Consider the following 20994-nt stretch of genomic DNA (forward strand, 5'->3'; position numbering starts at 1 on the left):
GAGCCAGTACAAGGAAGCCCATTCCATGGAAAAGGTGTGTTATCTTCGATGAACCATTTTATCGCATTGTACATGGCGTTTCGGATGTGTGCAGCGGCACTGATCCTCTTGCTTTTCACTTTCGGCACTTTGGCTGCCGCGAAACAATCGGACGGGCAGTTGGACATCGTGATCGGCGGTCAACCGCGCGCCGTCGTTCTCATCCCTGAGCCCGACAGCTTTGCCGGTCCGATCCCAGGCTGGTCCCCCGCCGCGGCGAGCAACGGCAAAATTGCATTGTCGAACGCAAAGAAGCATGGCGGGGCATACAGTTTGCAAATCAACGATAATGACGCCAAATCGTACGCCATGCAAAGCGGCTACGTCGGTATAACAGCCGGAGCGAGCTACACGTTAACTGGATCGGTTTACCTGGAATCGGGTACGCAGCCTCTAGTATTTATCCGTTATTACGATGCCGATAAAACGATGCTGTCGCAAAGCTCGGTCAGCGTCGGCACGACCGGCGGCTGGGCCGGCTTTACGCTGACGAAGGCGGCTCCGGCATCGGCTGCCTACGCCGCGGTGCTGCTGCATGCCGATACTACCGGCATACGGAACGTTTACTTCGACGATTTCCGTTTGATCGGCCCGTCCGGCGTCCTAGTACCGCTGGAAAACCCCGGCTTCGAGCAGTTGTCGAATTCCGCTTCCGATCTACTGGTGGAATACGTGAAGAAGTCCACCGGCGCGGCGCTTCCGGTTATGACGGAAGCGGGATGGAACGCTCAAGGACAGACGTACCAGGGGTACGTCAAGCTCTATGTCGGGACGAAAGCTTCCGCTGAAGATTCCCGTATCGACCAAGACCTAGCGGATTTGGACGAACAAGGGTTTCTTATTCACCCGCGCGAAGACAGCGTGACCATCATCGGTCCGACCGAGTATGGCTCCTTGAACGGGGTGTCGGAATTTCTCGAGCGTTATGTCGGCGTACGGTGGCTCATGCCGGGACCGAACGGGGAAGACGTTCCGCGTCTCAATGATTTGTCCGTTCCGATGAAGAATGTGCAGGAGCAGCCCGTTTTCGCGAACCGCGTCATATCTCCGGCATGGGGGAACCCCGCGACACCGGGAAGAACGCAGGCGATCAACGTGTGGGCGCAGCGGAACAAGCTGCAGGGGCTGCATAACCAGGCGTATGAGTACAAAGAAAACTTACATCAGCTTTTCCCGGTGGAGAAATACGGGACGACCCACCCGGAATATTATCCGAACGGGCTGCCTCCCGCAGCCGGCGTCCGTACCGGCTGGCAGCCGTGCTTCTCCGTGCCGGGGACGATCGATGCGGCGGCAAGCGGCATTATCGAGTATTTTCGCAACAATCCGGAGAAGAAGTCGTATTCGCTTGGCGTGAACGACATCGGCGGGTTTTGCGAAGCGAATCCGTCCCACCCGCTATATCCGAACGCGAAAAACTCGATGGGATTTGTGAATATGTCGGACATTTACTATGGCTGGGTGAACGAAGTCGTCGCAAGGGTGCTGCAGATGTATCCGGATAAATGGTTCGGTCTGATAGCCTACCGGGAAGTGGCGGACCCGCCATCGTTCTCACTGAACTCGCGCGTCGTTCCATTTCTTACGAAAGACCGGATGGCTTGGATCGACAAGGACGTCGAGAAGGCAGAACATCGGATGATGGAAAAATGGAACGCCGCCGCCGCCCAAATCGGTTGGTACGATTACATGTACGGCGCGCAATATTTACTGCCCCGCATCTATTCCGGCCAAACGATCGAAAATTGGGAGTACGCGGCCGACCATGAGGTTGTCGGAACATATACGGAAATGAACCTGAACGCGGGGGACGGTCCGAAGGCCTGGTTGCTCGCCAAGCTTCTCTGGAATCCGGACCCGGACGCGGAGAAACATAAAGAAAAACACGCGAAGGGACCGAAACAAAACAAAACCGATCGCAAATTCAAAGTGAAAACGCTTCTTGACGAGTGGTACGAACGGTCGGTAGGACCTGCCGCCGCGGCCGATTTGAAAGCGTATTACGAGTTCTGGGAGCAATTCTGGACCGAGCGCGTGAAAGGTACGGCTTGGTTTGAGAAGGCGAAATCAAACGTATATTTCGACTTTCTGAATCATTCCTACTTGAATTTGGTGACTGAGCAGGATTTGCAGTCCACGAAAGCGTTGATGGATTCGGTTGTCGCCAAAGCGGTCACCGAACCGCAAAAAGCGAGGGCGCAAATCTTGCACAGCGCCTTCGATTATTACGAAATGACGGTGCGGAGCTTCCCGCGCAAAGGGGAGCCGATTGCAAGCGAAGCGGCCGCTATCGGTCTCGCGAACGGCCTCGGGAGCGCGATCGGCGAACGGCTCGAGTTGGCGCAGGAGCGCAAGGAGCTGATGAACGAATTCGAAAGCGAGCCTGCGCTGCGGATGATCGCGAAGCCGGCGGCGGAATGGTCCGGCTGGAACGGCTTCGAATTCGCCGATTTGGCCGACTACATGGCGCTGCACGAGCCATCGGGCGGTTCGGTGACGAATACGGTATACAGGTTGGCGGGCAGCGGTGTTTCATCCGATGTACGCGACTATGCGGAGCTGCTGCTTAAGGTTGGTACCGGGTTGTCCGCATCGCTGACGGCCAATTCGTCCTTCGAGTCCGGCAGCGGAACGACGGCAACGTCTTGGCAGCCGTGGATCGAAGCGGCCGGAACAACCGTGGAGCGCGTCATCGGCGCGGCAGCTCGCACCGGCACGGCCAGCTTGAAAGTCGCCGGACTGAAGGCCGGCGGCAAACGGGGAGGCGCGATCCAAATATTTTCCGCCCAATCGGGACTTACCGCGGGTATCGTGCATTACTACACGCCGGCCGGAACCCAAGAAGGCAACATTCAACTGATAATGTATCCGAGGGATTCGCAGGGCAAAAGGCTGGCCACGTATCAGACGATCCGGGTCGATCTGGCGGACACGGCAGGCAAGTGGTCTTCCGTCGGACTTCTGGAGAACATTCCGTCAGCGATTGGCGGCAAGCCGGTCAAGGACGTACAGTTGATTATCGCCATTGACGAATGCGACGAAATTTATTTGGACGATGCGGTCGTTTTCCAACGATAAATCCGAGGGGCCGAATGGGACAACACCGTTATCCCATTCGGCAATCTTATACGAGAGAGAACGGGAGAAGATGGTTTATGAAACAAATTATACTAGAACTAAAGATTTAAAATGGTGTTGTCGAATCGAGCCGGTTTCACGGTACGCGCGGGATTTTATCGCAACAAACGACAGATGTCCGAATAAGCGGCAAATGGTTCGATACCCCTGCTCCGTGCGTCGATATGAATAAAAGCAGCAACCATATCGTCGAAGGCAACCGAATTCACAACTGCTTGTATTGGGGGATCGATGTGAGAACCTCCTCCTCCATCGTGATATCGAACAACCATTGACGAAAGCGGTAACGCATCCAATAGCGGCGATATCCTTGTAATGTCCTCTTCCAGCTATACTACCATTCAGGGCAATACGATCCGCAATCGACTGAAGCATATCGGCAAAGCGATATCGGCAAGCGGTACAACGATCCGGTACGGATCGCAGAATGCGATCCACATTACGTCGGCGGCGGAAAAGTACAACACGATTCACGGCAATCAGCTGTTGTTCGGAACGATCCTTCCCGAATCAAGCGGAATAAACGACGAGGGTACCGGGACGTCGGCCCACAATAACGTCGCTTTCGAGACGATATAAGGAATGGACTGGTAAGGCGATGTTTTCAGCATCGCCTTTTTCCCATTTGCAGCCCGCACGGAATTTTCCAAAACGATTACCGTCGACAGTTTGTATATAATTTCAAAATAGAAAATGCATTTTTATTGGTATTGTTTAATTCTATAATGCAAATGAAGAACAGGTTGGGGAGGCGCCCCCTAAATACCGATTTTTCGTGGATGAATCGAAACGCGGAATTTGCTCAAAAGAAAAAGATAGCGAATGTTGTGAACGGCTTTACCGTTGTGATGCTGTCCAAAAAGTTGCGAAGAAGAGGGAGTCGATGAAAAAGATGAAGAGATTCTGGAAGTATTCATTAGTAAGCGCTTTCGCCGTGTTTTCGTTGGCCGCATGCGGCAAGCCAAGTGATCCGTCAGCAACAGGTGCATCTGTCCCGGATGCTGCAAAACCGAAAACCAATGAGCCTGTCACGCTCGTTTTCGGAATGACGGGGACGGAAGAGCAGTTTAAGCTGAAAATATCGGAAAATCCGCAGGTGAAGGCGAAATTCCCGTATGTCACGTTCGAATACAGAAGCGTGAACGTGGGACTGGAGAAGCTGCTGTCTTCCAACGATATGCCGGATTTGATCAATGTGGTGTACAGAAAGCTTCCCGAAGTACAGGAGTTGAAGCTGGGCACCGACTTAAGTCCGATGGTCTCTGCGAACCAATTCGATCTAAACAAGTTTCGCCCGGAAAATTTGGAATCGATCCGACGCTACAGCGGCAACGGACAACTGATGGCTCTGCCCGATTCCACGAACAAAACATACTCGACCTATGCGCTCGCTTACAATAAAGATCTATTCGATAAATTCGGTGTTTCGTACCCGAAGGACGGGATGACGTGGGATGAAGCGATCGATCTCGGCAAAAAACTGACGCGGATGGATGGCGGCCAAGCCTATTACGGGCTGCATGTGAACAATCCGTCTGGCGTCCTGACTTGGCAGCAGGGACTCAATTACGTCAACCAGCAGGGAAAGGTCGATTTGTCCGGGCAGAAATGGGTGGAACTATTTCGCGTGAATAAACGGCTCTATGACGAACAAAACAGGGTAGCGCCGCCAAACGGCATCACGACGTTCACGAACGACAAAAATTTTGCCATGTGGGCGGGATCGGTGCGAGAGCTGTTCTTGAACGCAGAGAAATACGATAAGGAATTTCGCTGGGATATTGCGACCTTTCCTTCCTTTCAAGATGCTCCAGGTATAGTGCCGCCTGAAGGAGGCGTATTCGTTCTTACCTCGACCAGCAAGAAGAAGGAAACGGCGTTTGAGGTGCTCTCTTATTTGCTCAGCGGAGAACTGCAGGAGGATACGGTCGCAATCTTCGAGAAAGGAGAGAAACTCGGCAAGCATGTGGACGCGGTCAAGAACCGCAAGGCATCGATTTACGTCACAGACAAAATTACAGAGCAAGGTGACGCCGTGCTTTCCGCCCAGATCAAGGCAATGAACACCAATCAACTGGACATCAATACCGCGAATCGCAATGCACAGGAAGCGATTCAGAAAAAATATAACGAAGTGCAAGAACAACCAGCCCGATAACAAGTGAAAGGATGATTGTTTCGATGATTACCGAAGAGTTGCAACCCGTTAAAGGGGGTCAAGCCGAGGGAAGTCGGATGCATCGTTTTTTCCGTAAGCGTCCGGTACATGAAAAAATACAATGGGATCGTCGGACGTCGATCATCTGGCATCCGTCCGAGGTCGAGACGCATTACGAACAGCCTAAAAATTCGTTTTGTCGGTTCCGCCGCGAATTCGAACTGCCTGAGGCGGCCGCCAAACGAAGCGAGCTTCGGATTTTTGCGGACTCCCGGTACATGCTGTACATCAACGGCCATTACGTGGGCAGGGGGCCGTGCCGGAGTGATCCGCGCTGGCAATATTACGACGTATGGGAGATCGGCACCAGGCTTATACCGGGTCGAAATACGATTGCCGTTCTCGCTCTCCACTTCGGTTACGGCACGGGACAATCCGTTCACCGGATTCCGGCGCTGTTGGTGGAATGTACTGTCGATCATGAGGACGGGAGCTGTATGCGGATCGCAAGCGACGCAAGCTGGAAATGCAGCCTGCATCCCGCCTATGAACGGAATGCACCACGTATTAACGGCTGTCAAGGACCGGTGGAAGTTTACGATGCTCGGCTCGAGGATGGGCAGTGGCAGCAGCCTGGATACGACGATGGGGATTGGATGCAGGCCAAAGCGCGGAACCGTCAATTGTCGCCGTTCTGGAACCTCGTCCCGCGGGACATTCCGCTTCTCGAAGAAGATGAGGTTACAGCTTGCCGTATCGCGGGGGTTGGCGAGTTGGTCGAACGGCCGGATGCAGTGGTACGGCTGCATAAGCAGATCATTGAAGAGGAAGCCGGCCTGACCGTTTCTCCATTGGACCGTGTTGGGACGGCCGATTATACCGTACAGCGAACAGAGCATGGTAAGGCATCCGTTGTCACCTTTGATTTCGGCCGTATGGAAGTTGGCTTCCTGCAGTTGGACGTGACCGGAACGGAAGGGGATATTCTCGATGTGGTCTATGCCGAAGAATTATGGGAAGGTAAAGCGCTGCTGAATATGAACAACAACCGCTCCTTCGACCGGTTCGTTCTTGTAGGTGGACGCAACGAATTGGAGATTGTCTTCGGCTGGAAGGCGTTCCGTTACGTGCAGATTCGCGTACGGAATCATAAGGGGCCGCTCACGTTCCATCGTGTCGGCATCCGGACGAGGTATTACCCCGTATCCCGAACCTCGGGTTTTGCGTGTCCGGATCACGAGCTGGAGCGCATATGGACGATATCGGCCCATACGCTGCGCTGCTGCATGCAGGACGGTTTTCTGGACTCGTCCAGCCGCGAACAACAGCAGTGGATGGGGGACGGACGCGTACAGTCTATTTACAACTATTACTTTACTGGCGACAGCCGGCTGCACGCGAAGCTGCTCATGCAGGTCGGGCAATCTCAGGATGAGTCGGGGATGACGAAGTCGCGGTATCCGGACGGCCATCATAACTTTCCACCGATCCCGTCTTTTTGCCTGCAGTGGATATGTTCATTCAGCGACTACGAGTTCTATACGGCCGACAACAGCCCGATCGCAGAATGGTGGCCAAACATCGTCCTGGCGTTGCGCTGGTTTACTGCGTATATAAACGAGGAAGGCGTGCTTGAGGATGTTCCATACTGGTCGTTTATCGATTGGGGGGAACTGCCGGCAGGATCGGCCCCAGATGTAGCGAGGGGCGGTATAATCGGTGCGCTCAACCTGCAATATTTGGAAGCTTTGCGTGTCGCGGTCCATTTCGCCTATCAAGAAAACGATGCGGAAGCTGCTGCCGTCTTCGGAGGGTTGGCTGATCGTGTGGAGGGCGGCATCAAACGGCTTTTATGGAATGAAGCTGCAGGGGGTTACGCCGATTGCATCGTGGACGGCAAAACAAGCGAAAAGGTCAGTGAGATAACGAACAGTCTCGCGCTGCTTCATCTGCACCGCCCGGGAGAGGAACGAGCGGACTGTATCGTCCGGAACGTATTTTTCCGGGAAGGCGGCTATCCGGTTCTTAAAGCCAGTCCTTACTTTATGCTGAGCGTATACCAGGCGCTTTCCATGCATGGGCAATCGGGTCTCGTCCTGCAGATGATTCGCGAAAGGTACGGCGCCATGGTGAAGGCAGGGGCTACGACGACATGGGAGAACTGGGAAGTATTTTACCGAACTGCACAAGGGGACGTGCGGTATCAAAGCGCGAGCCATGCTTGGGCAGCGATGCCGATCGTATTTATGGCGGAGCAGGTTCTTGGGGTAAGTCCGGCGGCCCCGGGCTTCAAGCGGGTGCATGTGGCTCCCCGGCTGTTCGGCATGGCGCATGCCAAGGGAACGGTCGCCACTCCTGCCGGGGAAATCCATATCGATGTGCGCAGGCAGGAAGAGCGGATCAGCTTGGAGCTAGTTGTACCCGAAGGCTGCGAAGCAATCGTCAGAGGACGGCTTTGTCCCGCAGGTAGTCATGCTCTCGAATGGACGGAGCAAGAAACATAGGGTTAATACGTAACTGCGTTTCTTACACAAAAAAGTTCATCGGACTTAAACCTAAAAACGTGGTGAACAACGAAGGCAAAGGGAGGGGGCAGCTTCAGCGTTTGCTTTTGTTCCCGAATTTTAATCCGGTAGCAGCAGCGTTGGTGCCCCTTCTGCTTCCTGCAGCGGCGGAGTAGTTCTCCTTTCCAGAATCAAATCTGATGCAATTTCCTGTATTTTCCCGGAGTTATACCCATTTCTTTGGTGAACACCCGATTCAGATAATACCCGTTCTGGTAGCCGCAGCATTCTGAAATCTGATTCAAATTCATCTGTGTTTCCAGCAGCAGGGTACAGGCTTTCTCCACCCTTAATGACGTCATGTATTTATGGGGCGTGGTATGGTAGACCTTTTTGAATCGAATTGTAAATTGGGTATGCGTCAATCCAAGCGCCGTGGCAAGCTGTTTGATTTGCAGTTCTTCGAAAGCTTGCCGTTTCATTTCTTGCGCTGCCCAGGTCATCTCGGGATCATCCGCTGTATGCGGCATTCCATGCGCCAATGTCTGATTATCATGGTCCCATTCCTCACAGATCAAGTACCAGATATCCAAAATATGGTGACTTATTTTTCGGCGTCCGGATGATGTCGCTCTTAACTTGGGAAATTTCAAACGGTCAAAATTGAATCGCAGACGTTCCAAATCGACGATGCTGACTTTCCGTCCTGGAAACAATGGATCTTCGTGCTGTTCCGGCTGTGTTGCCCGATCAGGACGACGTAATTCGATTTTTATATTATGAAAGGATAGAGGGGAAATCACGACTCGTTTAAAAGGGGTTTTAGGAGGACAAATCACAATGTCGCCCAAAGAAGCTGTTCCCTGCTCTTCCCCGATTTCATAGTAAAACGACCCGTTCTCTACAGCAAACATTGTCCAGTTCTCATCGATATCTTCATACAGCAAAAATTTTTCCTTCCGTTCCCAATACATATAATACATATCGTGCGGGACATAAGTGGATAGTCTCGACAAGGGCGTTCCCTCGCTTTTTTGTAATCGTTAAAGAAAGTTTAAGTTCAGTAAAGCGTTAAAGCGAAACGAAATACGACTTTCTTTGCCAAGAATAAACTTCCGCTAAACCACGGTCGCTCATCTTTGGAATACGTCGATAGACGTTTTTCTTATAACATAAGAATGTATAAGTTTTGAGCGAAGCTCAAGATTCTGATGTTGCAAGAAAAGCTACCCCTTACGCCGGGGCATTCGTCGTGGAAAAGGCTTCGTTTAGAAGCTTTTCTTATATTATGTATATGCGATCAGAAAAGATCTTCATTTTTCCTTAATCATATCATCGATCTACGATGATAAAAAGTATATTGCTGCAGAAAGGGTGCCGAAAATGAGAGCACGTTGTATTCATATAGCTGTGTTGCTGTTTCTCCTAGTGACCGGGAGCGGATATGAAGCAGTAGCTGGAGAGGGCCTTCTCTCCGGGGACTTATGACATCTCTCCTCCCGAAGATGTCTGGACCTTCAAAGAGGAGGCCGATTTGTCGGCGTGGCCTGCCTCCGGTGCCGTGTCCGACGTCGTCAGTGGAGGGGTGAGGCAGCTTACGGCAGGCCAGCAACCAAGGATTTGAATAACAGGCAGTTGCTATCTTGCAAAGCTTGGTCAGCGGGAAGGATGTACGTGGTGGGCCGACAGTTATCGATATTTTATCGATGTAGAATAACTATGATTTCAGCTTTATAACAAAAGGAGCATAAGACTAGGGAGCTTCCAAGTCTTATGCTCCTTTCATTTACAATGCAAATTACCGTTTGCTTCCATGTTATCGTTGAGGAGGAAAAATATGAAAGTCTGTTTGCTACTAGTCGATGACGAGCCGCTGATTCGTAAAAATTTGATGTCCTCCGTCGATTGGCAGAAGCACGATCCAGCTTTGGAGACGACAGGCGTGTATTTGGACAAATGGGTCATGAAAAAAGCAGGCAAGCTCCGTGTCGCCTTAAGTGTCGCCTTACCATAATTTAAAACAAAAATGGAACTAAAAATGAAACATCATTGGATGTATACTGTAAGTGTTGTAAACGCTTCCTATAAGGTTTTTTAATTTCATTCTTTCCGGTATGCCACAAAAAAGAACCGAAAGAGGTGATCCCAGTCCGAACATCGCGCCGTTGACGCGGTTGTCCATGCATACGGTATATGTTGCAAAGCATGTTGCAAAAATGTTCAATTAATCGAAACTAGAGGAGAATGCGCTGAAGATGGAATCCATAGTGAAAATGTTGCGAATGTCAATTTTGTTCGTGTTCGTTACCGTCATTTTCACGGCGGCACCGGCGGTTTTATTTGCAGACGACGCCACCAAGTACCTCGTTCAAGATGGTGTGGCACGCAGTGTCATCGTCCGCCAAGTGCCTGGTACGAATGTTTCCGAGGCGGTTGCGGAATTGCAGAACGACGTCCGCCGTGCAACAGGAGCGACCTTGCCAATTGTTGATGTGGATGATTTGGCCGGCTTACCTGCGGACACAATGCACATTGTGATCGGCCCCGGTCCGTACGCCCAATCGTTGGGTTTTACGCCGGGCGCGCTTGACGAAGAGGAGTATCGGGTCGTTACTACCGGCAATAACCTGGTCTTTATGGGGAGCTTTTCCGACGCCGACCTATGGGCTGTCACTTACTTTCTCGATCATGTCATGGGCGTACGCTGGCTGTGGCCGGGGGAAACAGGTACTTACGTTCCGAAGACCGACACCATTGCCGTACCTGAGCTGGATGTGACAACCCGCCCTCCGCTGGAGTGGCGAAAACTGCGCATTCCCACCGGCGCGCCGGAAGAGGGAGCCTATTGGCTTCGTTTGCATCAGATGGGCAGCCGCACTACATACGAATTCGGTCATTCTTTTACGAAATGGTGGAACAAATATGGAGCCGCACATCCGGAATATTTTGCGGTACCGCCGGCGGGGCAGCAGCAAGTATCTCCCGGAAATATCAAGCTGGATATCGGCAATCCGGCCGTCGACGATGTGATCATTCAGGAATGGCAGGCAGCGGGTGCCCCGGCAAGCTGGAACGTGTCGCCCAATGACAGCACCGGCTTCTGCGTAAGTGCGGCGTGTTTGGCGATGGATACGCCAAGCGGACAGTCGGTTATAGATATTTGGCGAGGGAATGCAAATTTGACCGCGCGTTATGTCCGCTTCTGGAACCGGCTGCTGGATAAGATGCGCCTCATCCGTCCTGATGTGGAACTGACCGCTTACGCCTACAGCGCCTACAAAGAACCGCCTCCGCCGGGCGTGGAGCTGAACGACGGCATGGTGCTCGGGGTTGTCAATTCGTTCTCGAACTATGATGCCTGGGATGGGTGGTCCGATGCGGGAGCGTCGCTGTTCCTGCGTCCGAATTGGTGGTACTCCGGCTTTGTAGCTCCCTATATGCCGCTCCATGGGCAGGGTAACTATTTCAAGTACGCCCAGGCAAACGGGATAAAAGGTTTCGATTTTGATTCGTTGTTTGGCAACTGGGGGACCCAAGGGCCGTCGTATTACGTAATCGGGAGACTTACGGCTCGTCCGGATCTTTCTGTAGACGATATAATCGGCGAGTACGCTTCGGCCTTCGGGAATGCCGCGCCAGCGATTGAGAATTATCTGGATTACTGGGAGCAATTTGCCGAGGAAGCGATATATCCGGACGCAAATAGCGACCGCAATGGTCCCGGATGGTACGCGTCATTGTCCAGAGAGAAAGGATTTTCCTACAGTTCGTACTTGGGAAGCTATTATATTTTGCCTTATTTGTACACAGACACGGTACTTGGGAATGCGCGAGCCTTTCTGGATCAGGCGGAACAGCTGGCGACAGGCGACGACGAGGCATTGGCAAGGATCGCTTTTTTGCGCGATGGGCTGCAGCATCTGGAGCTGTTAAGAGAAGTCGTCCGGTACGGGTATGAAAAGACACGTCCAGCCGATGCGACATGGGAACAGTTCGATCTGCTGCGCCAACAGCTGGAGACATTCCGGCAAAATATTTCTGATCGGCATGTTGTTTGGGGGGGAGTGCTGGATGCGTTCGAGGAGAACCGAAATTTGCCCACCGTCGATAGCCGGACGCAAGGATGGACGGATCGGCCGAAGCTGACGAATGTGACCCCCGGCCCGCTGGCGGCAGGAGAGCCGGTAACGGCGACCAGTTCGGTGTACGGCACGTTGTATCTGGTGCCGAGCGCTACGGCGGCGACCCGGGCGGCCATAGAATCAGTTGGAGCATCAGTGTACGGACGGATGGCGGCTGTATCTGCGAACATTCCCGCGACGCTCGATACAACCGGTTTGGCCACAAATTTGTACTACATGTATGTCATTACTCCACTCGGCAGCATCGCGCCACCGTCCGACGGCATAGCCGTACTGGACTCGCACATGGTGCTGGTCGATAACCGAGATGCGATTGTCCGCAGCTCAGGAGGATGGACCTTTGAGTCGGATGCCGGCTTTATCGGGAACACCAAGCAGACGAGCCAGGTTCAAGGGTCTTATGTGGACATTCCGTTTCGCGGGAAAATGGCGAAAGTCATCAGTCTCAAAAGCCCCACGCAAGGAAATGCGGCGGTTTATGTAGATGGGCAGCATCGCGGAACAATCAGCTTCTACAGTTCGACAAGGGCATTTCAGCAAGAGATTTTTTCCACCGGATTGCTGCCGGAAGGGGTGCATGTCATACGCATTGAAGTATTGGGACAGGCGACTCCGCCCGGGACTGGCAAATATGTTTCGTTTGATGCGCTGCAAGTTTTGTCACCCGCTCCCCTTATCACTGGGGTTACGGATGGCGGGTTGTATGCCGATCCCGTTACCGTCACGTTTGGCAGCCCCATACCGGGACTGACCTATACCGCAACATGGAACGGGACACCGTTTGCGAGCGGCGGGACCATCAGCGCCGAAGGTCAACACTCTTTGACCGTACGGGATATGGCAGGAAATGTAACGACAGTTGCGTTTCGCATCGACCGGACAGCTCCGCTGCTGGAGCTCGGCACCAACGCAGCGCCGCTCAACTGGAGCGATGCGAGTTTGTATCTTCATGCATCCGCCCAAGATAGTCCAGGTTCGGGAGTCGTGTCCATTACGGTCAACAATGCCGTATATGGCAGTCAGCCGATCGTGTTGAACACTGCCTTAGGACAGCATGTGTATGAAGTAAAGGCGAGGGACGCCGCAGGCCATTCATCGGTACAGACGCTTGCGTATGCGATCTATCAGTACGAGGACTTGACCAAAGAGCTGGTAGGCGACATAGCCCCTGCGGCGAACAGTACGATTCCGCTGAAGTTCAGAATCATCGGCGGGAACGGGACCGTCACCAATGCGGCTGCAACGGTTGTTCTAGAAGGAGCGTCATCGGAGGTGGGGGAGTTTACATGGCGAGGCAACCATTATCAGTACAACCTGAATACCCAAGGTTTTGCTCCCGGCGATTATAGCCTCCAACTCCGTATCAGCTTGAACGGTGTGCAGTTTCCTATACGTTCCATCCCGCTTCAGCTCCGCTGAAACGCGATGCTGAACAAATAGAGGTGAATGTTTCCTTCCTGATGAAGCAATGAAGCAATGAGTTGAAAGAGGCCATGAAAAAGGGCTATTCCATAAACCGACTTTGACGATCACAATGGAATAGCCCTAATAACTATTCGTACTATTTTCAGTTAATCAATTGCGACTTTTGCAGCAGCCGCTCTACAAGTACCGTAATCTCCGCACGGGTTACCGTATCTTTCGGCGCCAGCTTGCTGCCGTTGCGGCCTGTTACGAGTCCGACTTTCAAGACGTCCTCGATGCTTGCCGTCGACCAATCCGCAATCGCTGCACGGTCCGTGAAGTCACTGATCGAAGGCGTCCACGCTTGCGGAGCTTTTGCTTGCTTGCTCTGCAGCTGCGTAATCTTCATCGCCTTGGCGATGATGACCATCGCCTGCTCGCGCGTAATACTCTCCTGCGGACGGAACGTGCCGTCTTCAAAGCCGCTGATCAGACCGATCGTGTTCTACATAGGCGTTGAACTTGTTGATTTCAAATGTTTTGCCGTTGTACATCCCGCGTACCGTAAATTCCAGCGGGGCTTGGCGATTTCAATCTGGATTTTGATGTTGAAGCGGGCCGGTACTGGCATAAGAGGGATGAATTGCTTTTTTAATACAAAGTGTGTTCGCCAATCAAATTAACTGTATAATAAACTATGAAACTAACTATTAGGTAGAGAGGCGGTAAATCATATGGAGACAGGCAATCCTACGAAAGTAACGGTAGAAGCAACCGTTCGTAAACCGGTTGAAAAAGTATGGGAGTATTGGACAGAGCCGCAGCATATAACCAAGTGGAGCTTTGCTTCAGATGACTGGCACGCGCCATTTGCCGAAAATGATCTAAGGGTTGGCGGCAAATTCGTTTCCAGAATGGAAGCGAAAGACGGCAGTTTTGGATTTGATTTCGGCGGGGTTTACGATGAAGTAAGAACCAATGAGTTGATTTCTTATACGCTCGGAGATGGGAGAACAGTTAGTATTACGTTTACTTCCCTTGGAAACGAAACAAAGGTAAGCGAAACGTTTGACGCGGAAAACAGCAATCCGGTTGAGATGCAAAAAGCCGGATGGCAGGCGATTATGGACAATTTTAAAAAATATGCCGAACGATCCAATTGAACGATAACTGGAAACCAGATTTAATCAAGATGAACAGTGAAAAAACCTCCTTCCCCATCACTCGGAGCGGAGGTTTTTTCATTATTTAAGTAAATTATGCGCATTAGCATTAAGGTTTAAACAGAAAAATAAAGCTAAACAAAAAGCAATTTTCTTCGAATGGTGTAGTATAAGTGAAGCTAAAAGTAACTACACAGATAGGAAGGATACAGGCTAACGACTCAATTCCTCTTTGATGACTTTCGCCGCTTCTTCATTCATCAGACGCAGCGCCGTGTTAAGATCGGCTTCGCCCGCCATCAGAGTGTTCAAATGGGTCGTATAGACGTTGCGCACCTTGTTGTCGAACTTGGTCAGGGGTGCAAGCGGGGTGAAGGGATAACGTGTAATCGCTCCCCAGTTTTTGCCTGCGAATACCGATTCGGAACCGAGCGCCCCAGTGACATCTTTGGATTTGGATGCCATCAGCTTGCCTTTCTTCGACATTTCCATCTGGTATTCGTTCGATGTCCAGAACTTGATGGCTTCCATTGCCGCATCCGGATGTTTGGAGAGCGAGGTGACGCCGAAGTAGATCGGATTAGCGCGTGAGCCTGCATTCGGTGCTTGTTTAAATACCGGCAATGCGGTCATATCCCAGTCCAGTGTCTTCAGTTCTTCCTCAAAGGCGTTTGGAACCGATGCCGTATACAAAATCATCGCCAAGTTGCGATCCTTGCTAAACGACGCCCAGTTTGGAAGTTTTTTGGCGGACGCGAACGTTTCCGTCATGACGGGATTTAGAAATACGGTTTGAAACAGCGTTTTCCATCGCTCGTCCGACAGGATGGTCGGTTGATTCGTTTTGCCGTCCACGAAAGGAATCGACAGCGAGTTCATACCTGCAAATTGCGCAGTGCCGTTCATGCTGAACCCATAATACTGGCGTTGACCGTCCGAGCGCGTCATCCGTTTGGCCAGCTCGAACATCTCTTCCCACGTCAAGCCGTCTTTCGGATAGGGCACGCCGAATAAATCGAAGATCGTTTTGTTGTAAAAGACAACCAGGCTGTTCAAGGTGACGGGAATCCCGTACAGTTTACCTGCAAACGCCTCCTTTATGGAATCGACCGCAGTCGGCTCCAACTGGCCGAGATCGATATTATTCTTGCGGGCAAGCTCCGTCATGTCGAACATCAGATTGAATTCCTGCAGCTTTTCCTCGTAGGGGCCTCTGCCATGATAAAAAATATCGAACTTGGCGCTACTCCCCAGCATATCCGCCATTGTCGTGCCGACAGCGGACCGGACGTACTTCATTTTAATATGCGGGTACTTCTTTTGCAGCGGCTCGATATAAACGCGGTTCACTTCGTCTTCGGGATCTCCTACGTCCGAATACAAGGTAAGCTCCACTTCCTTTGGCGAATCAAGCTGCTGTTGGGCGACTTCTTGTCCTTTCGGATTCGCGTTACCGTTGCTGCAGGCTGTCATAGATACCGCAGTCGCTGCGGCAATAAAGATAAGACCAAGTCGTTTGCCGGAATTCGGCATGTCCTAACCTCCTCTTGAATAGTAAACATTTTTTCACGGCAATGACCCCACTGACACCATTTATTGTAGGTGAAACGAAAGCTTCCGTTCCAGTTGAACATTAGTTTCACTTTTTATAAAATGAAGTTAATGTGTAACTGCGGAAATGGGGGACTGCAAGATGCGGAAGAAAAAAAGCATTACATTAAGAGAATTGGCGAAACAACTGGATTTGTCCGTGCACACGGTATCCAAAGCACTGCGTGGGTTGCCAGGCATGTCGGAGGAGACCCGGAGTGAAGTAATCCGTAAAGCACAAGAAGGCGGATACCGAACGAAAGACCAGGAGCGTGTACATGCGGTGGAGCGCATCCCGTTATATTCGGCGGGAAAACCGTACAGGTTCGGGCTAGTTATCTCCGACCAAAGTGCAGCGATGGAATTGAATCAGCTTATTATGAGCGGCTTGCAGAGCAAGTTGTCAGAGTATGGCCATACGGTCGAGATCCTCATCGTTCCTAATATAGTCGAACAAGGGAAAACGTTTGACCATTGGCTGGCGCTGCATCCGCTGGAATATTTAGACGGGATTTTCATCGGACCGATGGTGGGTGTCGAGCAGGAGGCGCGGCTGCTGCAGTACCGAATTCCTCGCATTTTGATTAATTTTCCGGGCCATGCGGCGGAAGTAGACAGCATAACTTGGGATGTCGGCACAGCCATTCACCAGTCGATGCGTTACTTGTTTGCAAAAGGGCATCGCAACATCATTTACGTGGGAAGGAGGGAGAAGCACCGGGGCTTCATCATTCGCTGGCAGGCGTTTGAACAGGCGTGTGCAGCGGCGGGACTGGCATGTCTGCCGGAGGACCATATGCTGGATTACGAAAACCAGCAGCACTGGAACGAACAGTTTATAGAGAAGCTGCGGCGCTTGCAGCCGACGGCGATTCTGTGCGGGGTGAAGACTGATCTTGCCTGGATCTATAACGCGTGCAGTGTGCTGGGCAAGCGTATTCCCGAGGACATCTCGCTAATAAGCATGATGCATATAGAGGACCAACACGTTCCCGAACTATCACGTCCGGTCATCCGCATTCGTGAAAGCGGGGTAAGGGCGGCGGAGCGGATGTTGTGGCGGCTCGCTAATCCCAATCATCCTTACGAGCATATTTTGTTGCAAGGCGTTTTATTTGAGGGGGCAACGGTGCGGGTGGCACCAACTCGCACGGATTGATAGGGCTATTAGCAATCCATAGGAGGGCCGCAGAGATCAATCCGACTCCATGCCCTCGATCCATCACAATTACATCCGTGAAGCTGAAAAGGGAAGGAGGAGGGAGGCAGCATGTGGGCAATATGGGGACGTTACCAGAAAGAGCGAATGTTCTGGGGCGAGGAGTCAGTTGGAGGAAGCCACCACCGACAACGCGAATATCAGTGACACGTCTACTTATGAGTGATTAACGGCGCGGATGGAACACATGGTTACCGCAGCTGACAAGGGAGAACGAAACAATGAAAAAGTACATACTCTTTGATCATGATGGTGTTCTGGTAGATACTGAATTCTGGTATTACAAATCGGGTGAACGCGCTCTGTCTGATATTGGATTTACCTTGGATAAAGAGCAATACCTCCGCGACATGACCCAGTCATTTGGCACTTGGTCCCAAGCTAGGGCGGCAGGTATTGATGAACAGACCATCAGCAAGCAGCGCGAGGTCCGCAACGCCTATTATCAGGAATATCTAAGAACAGAAGCCATAGAGATTGAAGGCGTAGTTGAAACGCTAGCCGAACTGTCAAAGTACGTCCGCATGGCCATCGTGACGACTGCAAAACGTGCGGATTTTCAACTTATTCATGAAAAACGTCAGATTATACCATTCATGGATTTCGTTCTTGTTCACGAAGACTACGAGCACACCAAGCCGCACCCGGAACCATACTTGACCGGCCTAAAGCGCTTCGGAGCTACGAAAGAAGAAACCCTGGTCGTAGAAGATTCAAACAGAGGGTTGAGCTCAGCTGTGGCGGCTGGTATCGACTGCGCTATTGTACTTAACGAATTCACAAAATCACATGACTTCTCACAGGCCAGCTATCGAATCAAGACTCTAAATGAACTAAAGGACATTATCCTGAATGCAACCTGATCCTTTCGAATCTTCTTCTTCGGCTACCTGCGAGCGATTACAGGCAAAATGAAACGGCCTCAGTCCCATGGAGGGCTGAGACCGTGTATGATAGTTCGAGTTTAGAGCTTTATGACCTGCATAGGGAAATGGTTCTCTCTCAAGTCGGCTTCTTGTTCCAGCCTGCACTCCTCATTCAGAATCATCATCGAACGTTCCGTTAAGTTGAACTTAGGCCATTCGGGCAGCCCCTCAGCTTCAGGCTTGCCTGAACGAATAAAAGCGGCCCATGCCGCATGCATCCGACCTGCAAGCTTCATTCCTTCCACTGTGTGATCCTCGTTGACATATGGACTTTCCGCCCCGTGAACCGCCCCCTGCGTACCCGCATACTCGAAACGGTAAAGCCAGACAGATTGCCCCTGTTGTGCCGCCATCTCGGCGAGGCGAACTGTTGCAATCCGATAGAAGCAGTCCGTCAGCGTGTCTTTCCATGCTTCTTCGGCAGGCTTCTGGAGAGCGGCCCTGCGATAGGCATCCAGGACGAGTCCGCTGTTGTTTCCAAATAAGGTTTGCAGCTTCTCTTCGTTCCGTGCTTTCAGTCCCGGCGAGTCCGAGAGGAAGGATGCGGCTTCATCTTTATTCGTCCCTATAAGCAGTGGAACTTTGCAGGCAAGCTTTCCGAGAACCTCGGAAACAGGCTCCATTGGGATCGTGATCCCGTCGCGTACAGGACCAAAAGTATGAAGGCTGTTATCTTGAGCTTCCATAATCGTTTGTGCAGGAAGAGTCAGCAACCGGTACGCTTCCTTATGCGGAATGCCCAGCTTATCCAGTAGCCCGAGCGAAATCCGGGTCGCCGTTTGCGTATCGCGGATTGCTTGCATCGCGCCGCTTCGGGCGATAAGCCGGTGAAATAATCGCTCCGCGGCAGGTACAGTCAAGAGTGTGCTTGCGCATTTGGCTCCGGCCGACGCGCCTGAGACGGTAATACGGTTAGAGTCGCCTCCAAAGTATGCTATATTTTCTTTCACCCACTTTAGCGCAGCGACGATATCCAGTATCCCGTTGTTTCCGGAGGTCTGGTAAGCCTCGCCCAACAAATCGCCCAAATACAAAAAGCCGAGCGCCCCCAGCCTGTAGTTAAGGGACACGCATACGATATTATCCCGCTTGGCAAAAGTGAATCCGGCAAAATCAGCGCCGGCTCCATTCACAAATCCGCCTCCATGGATGTTGACCAGAACGGGGCGGTTCGCTTGCTCTACGCCAGGCGTCCAAATGTTGAGACTTAAGCAATCCTCGGATTGTCCCTTTAGCATCCCGTTTGGCTGATACGACTTGGGACCGAACCGGTTAGCCTCATAGATTCCATTCCACGGCTGCTTGGGAAGCGGCGGCAAAAATCGGCGTTCGGCGATGGGCGCCTCGGCATATGGAATTCCGCGAAACATATACAGGTTGCCTTCCTTTACGCCTCGTACCGTGCCAGATTTGGTATGAATAATCAACCGAAAAGCCTCCCGTCTATGTTGTTTAAAGCATCCAAATCTTTTCATATCGGCATAGATAAGTTATACTTAATTTATTATAAATAATATAATAATATCGTCAATAGTATATTGACTAAGGATGGGTGTGCCATGACTAGCTTGCCTTTATACAAACAAATACAAAACGATATTAAGAACATGTATGCGGAAGGGAAACTTCGCGATGGCGACCGCATCCCTTCCGAGAAAGAACTCGCCGATCAATACAACGTAAGCCAGATTACGAGCAAGAACGCCTTGATCGGTCTTATGGAGGAAGGTTTTGTCGTGCGCATCAAAGGAAAGGGCACCTTCATAAAGGGCGACGGAGCCTATCAGCAGAAATTGCTTGCCGGTAACAGCGCCGGGCAGCCGCAGGGAAGAGGAACCATAGGGCTCATCATGCCGCTGCTGGGCAACAGGGTAGGGCTTCAGTTTGTGAATTGGATCGAGTACTATTCGAACGAGGCCGGCTACGACCTCATGTTAAGAATTACGAGGGAGTCCGCGGAAGAAGAGACGAAAGCAATCGAAGCCTTCTTGCGCAAAGGGGTTCAAGGCATGATTATCTTCCCTGTGGAGCAGGAAAACTATAACGAGTCGATTTTGCGCTTATCTCTGGAAAAGAAGCCTCTGGTGCTGCTGGATCGATACTTGAAAGAAATTCGCACGTACAGCGTAAGCTCCGATAATGTTAACGGCGCCTGTGCCGCTGTAGATGAGCTGTTGGAGGAAGGACACCGGGCTATCGCCTATATAACCCTGGAAAATACGAACAGCGCGACGGACGAACGAGCGCAAGGATTTGAAAAAGCGTTTCAGACGAGGGGAATCCCGATTCATAAAAAATTATGGTGCGTCATCCCGCTGCGAACGTTTTATTCCGAAGAAGCCTACGAGCAAATCTTTGAATTTTTGCAGCAAAATTCTGAAATTACGGCCGTGTTTACCGTTAATACCGTGCTTGCGCAGCTTACGTACAAGGCGCTGAAACGGCTGGGGCGGACCGTTCCCGACTCCGTTAAACTGGTCACGTTCGATTTCCCGGATCTGGATCACGTCTCCTGGGTCCAGCAAAATGAACAGGAAATGTGCAGGCAAACGCTTCAGCTTCTTCTCGAACAAATGCAGGGCGTTTATGAACCGCGAAGAGAAGTCGTGCCGGTTAAGCTGATCCGGGGAACTCAAGCCTCATCAGAATAAGTTTTTTATACTAGATCAAGTATTTATACTAAATTAAGTATATTAATATATATTTTCGTG

General features: G+C 51.5%; 14 protein-coding genes and 2 pseudogenes. 11 read left to right on the forward strand and 5 right to left on the reverse strand.

Going from position 1 to position 20994, the window contains the following annotated elements; genetic code table 11:
• The first annotated feature begins 48 nt into the window (after positions 1–48).
• The 5 genes and pseudogenes from D7M11_RS04900 to D7M11_RS04920 all read left to right on the forward strand — a co-directional run bounded on the left by D7M11_RS04900 (position 49) and on the right by D7M11_RS04920 (position 7839).
• Positions 49–3117, forward strand: coding sequence for a DUF4838 domain-containing protein (locus tag D7M11_RS04900; protein ID WP_120746046.1), 3069 nt, complete (start codon positions 49–51; stop codon positions 3115–3117).
• A gap of 128 nt (positions 3118–3245) precedes the next feature.
• Positions 3246–3452, forward strand: a pseudogene (locus tag D7M11_RS04905) (hypothetical protein); the annotation flags it as partial.
• A 40-nt stretch (positions 3453–3492) separates the two neighbouring features.
• Positions 3493–3756, forward strand: coding sequence for a hypothetical protein (locus tag D7M11_RS04910; protein WP_120746048.1), 264 nt, complete (start codon positions 3493–3495; stop codon positions 3754–3756).
• 466 nt (positions 3757–4222) lie between these two features.
• Positions 4223–5335 carry an ABC transporter substrate-binding protein gene (locus tag D7M11_RS04915; RefSeq protein WP_193556112.1) on the forward strand — a complete coding sequence of 371 codons (1113 nt, stop codon included), beginning with the start codon at positions 4223–4225 and terminating at the stop codon, positions 5333–5335.
• Positions 5336–5412: 77 nt separating this feature from the next.
• Complete coding sequence (locus tag D7M11_RS04920) at positions 5413–7839, forward strand: family 78 glycoside hydrolase catalytic domain (RefSeq protein WP_158606440.1); 2427 nt, start codon at positions 5413–5415, stop codon at positions 7837–7839.
• A gap of 191 nt (positions 7840–8030) precedes the next feature.
• Here the strand turns inward: D7M11_RS04920 and D7M11_RS04925 are convergent, their stop codons facing one another.
• Positions 8031–8813: a helix-turn-helix domain-containing protein gene (locus D7M11_RS04925; protein WP_193556113.1), complete on the reverse strand. Its 783-nt coding sequence runs from the start codon at positions 8811–8813 to the stop codon at positions 8031–8033.
• Between the two features lie 863 nt (positions 8814–9676).
• On the opposite strand from D7M11_RS04925, the gene D7M11_RS36295 reads away from it, so the two are divergent.
• Positions 9677–9853 (forward strand): hypothetical protein, encoded by a 177-nt coding sequence (locus D7M11_RS36295; RefSeq protein ID WP_158606442.1) that lies wholly within the window; start codon positions 9677–9679, stop codon positions 9851–9853.
• Between the two features lie 268 nt (positions 9854–10121).
• Positions 10122–13400, forward strand: a complete 3279-nt coding sequence (locus D7M11_RS04930) for a DUF4838 domain-containing protein (RefSeq protein WP_193556114.1) — start codon at positions 10122–10124, stop codon at positions 13398–13400.
• Positions 13401–13548: 148 nt separating this feature from the next.
• Here the strand turns inward: D7M11_RS04930 and D7M11_RS04935 are convergent, their stop codons facing one another.
• Positions 13549–13815 (reverse strand): S-layer homology domain-containing protein, encoded by a 267-nt coding sequence (locus D7M11_RS04935; protein WP_120746053.1) that lies wholly within the window; start codon positions 13813–13815, stop codon positions 13549–13551.
• 6 nt (positions 13816–13821) lie between these two features.
• A pseudogene (locus tag D7M11_RS38010) lies at positions 13822–13884 on the reverse strand (S-layer homology domain-containing protein); the annotation flags it as partial.
• A gap of 235 nt (positions 13885–14119) precedes the next feature.
• Between D7M11_RS38010 and D7M11_RS04945 the strand changes: the two are divergent.
• Positions 14120–14548 (forward strand): SRPBCC family protein, encoded by a 429-nt coding sequence (locus D7M11_RS04945; RefSeq protein ID WP_120746054.1) that lies wholly within the window; start codon positions 14120–14122, stop codon positions 14546–14548.
• A gap of 213 nt (positions 14549–14761) precedes the next feature.
• On the opposite strand, the gene D7M11_RS04950 is transcribed toward D7M11_RS04945, so the two are convergent.
• Positions 14762–16081 (reverse strand): ABC transporter substrate-binding protein, encoded by a 1320-nt coding sequence (locus D7M11_RS04950; RefSeq protein WP_120746055.1) that lies wholly within the window; start codon positions 16079–16081, stop codon positions 14762–14764.
• Positions 16082–16241: 160 nt separating this feature from the next.
• Here D7M11_RS04950 and D7M11_RS04955 point away from each other — a divergent pair, with 160 nt between their 5' ends.
• The gene (locus D7M11_RS04955) at positions 16242–17297 is read left to right on the forward strand and encodes a LacI family DNA-binding transcriptional regulator (RefSeq protein ID WP_158606443.1); all 1056 of its coding nucleotides are present in this window, start codon (positions 16242–16244) and stop codon (positions 17295–17297) included.
• Between the two features lie 281 nt (positions 17298–17578).
• The gene (locus D7M11_RS04960; protein WP_120746057.1) at positions 17579–18220 is read left to right on the forward strand and encodes an HAD family hydrolase; all 642 of its coding nucleotides are present in this window, start codon (positions 17579–17581) and stop codon (positions 18218–18220) included.
• Positions 18221–18321: 101 nt separating this feature from the next.
• Here the strand turns inward: D7M11_RS04960 and D7M11_RS04965 are convergent, their stop codons facing one another.
• A complete protein-coding gene (locus tag D7M11_RS04965; RefSeq protein ID WP_158606444.1) occupies positions 18322–19710 on the reverse strand; it encodes a carboxylesterase/lipase family protein in 1389 nt (462 codons plus the stop codon).
• Between the two features lie 132 nt (positions 19711–19842).
• Here D7M11_RS04965 and D7M11_RS04970 point away from each other — a divergent pair, with 132 nt between their 5' ends.
• Positions 19843–20934, forward strand: coding sequence for a GntR family transcriptional regulator (locus tag D7M11_RS04970; RefSeq protein ID WP_120746059.1), 1092 nt, complete (start codon positions 19843–19845; stop codon positions 20932–20934).
• Positions 20935–20994: the final 60 nt, after the last annotated feature.

The sequence above is a fragment of the Paenibacillus ginsengarvi genome, from assembly GCF_003626695.1.
GTDB classification, from domain to species: Bacteria; Bacillota; Bacilli; order Paenibacillales; family NBRC-103111; genus Paenibacillus_AB; species Paenibacillus_AB ginsengarvi.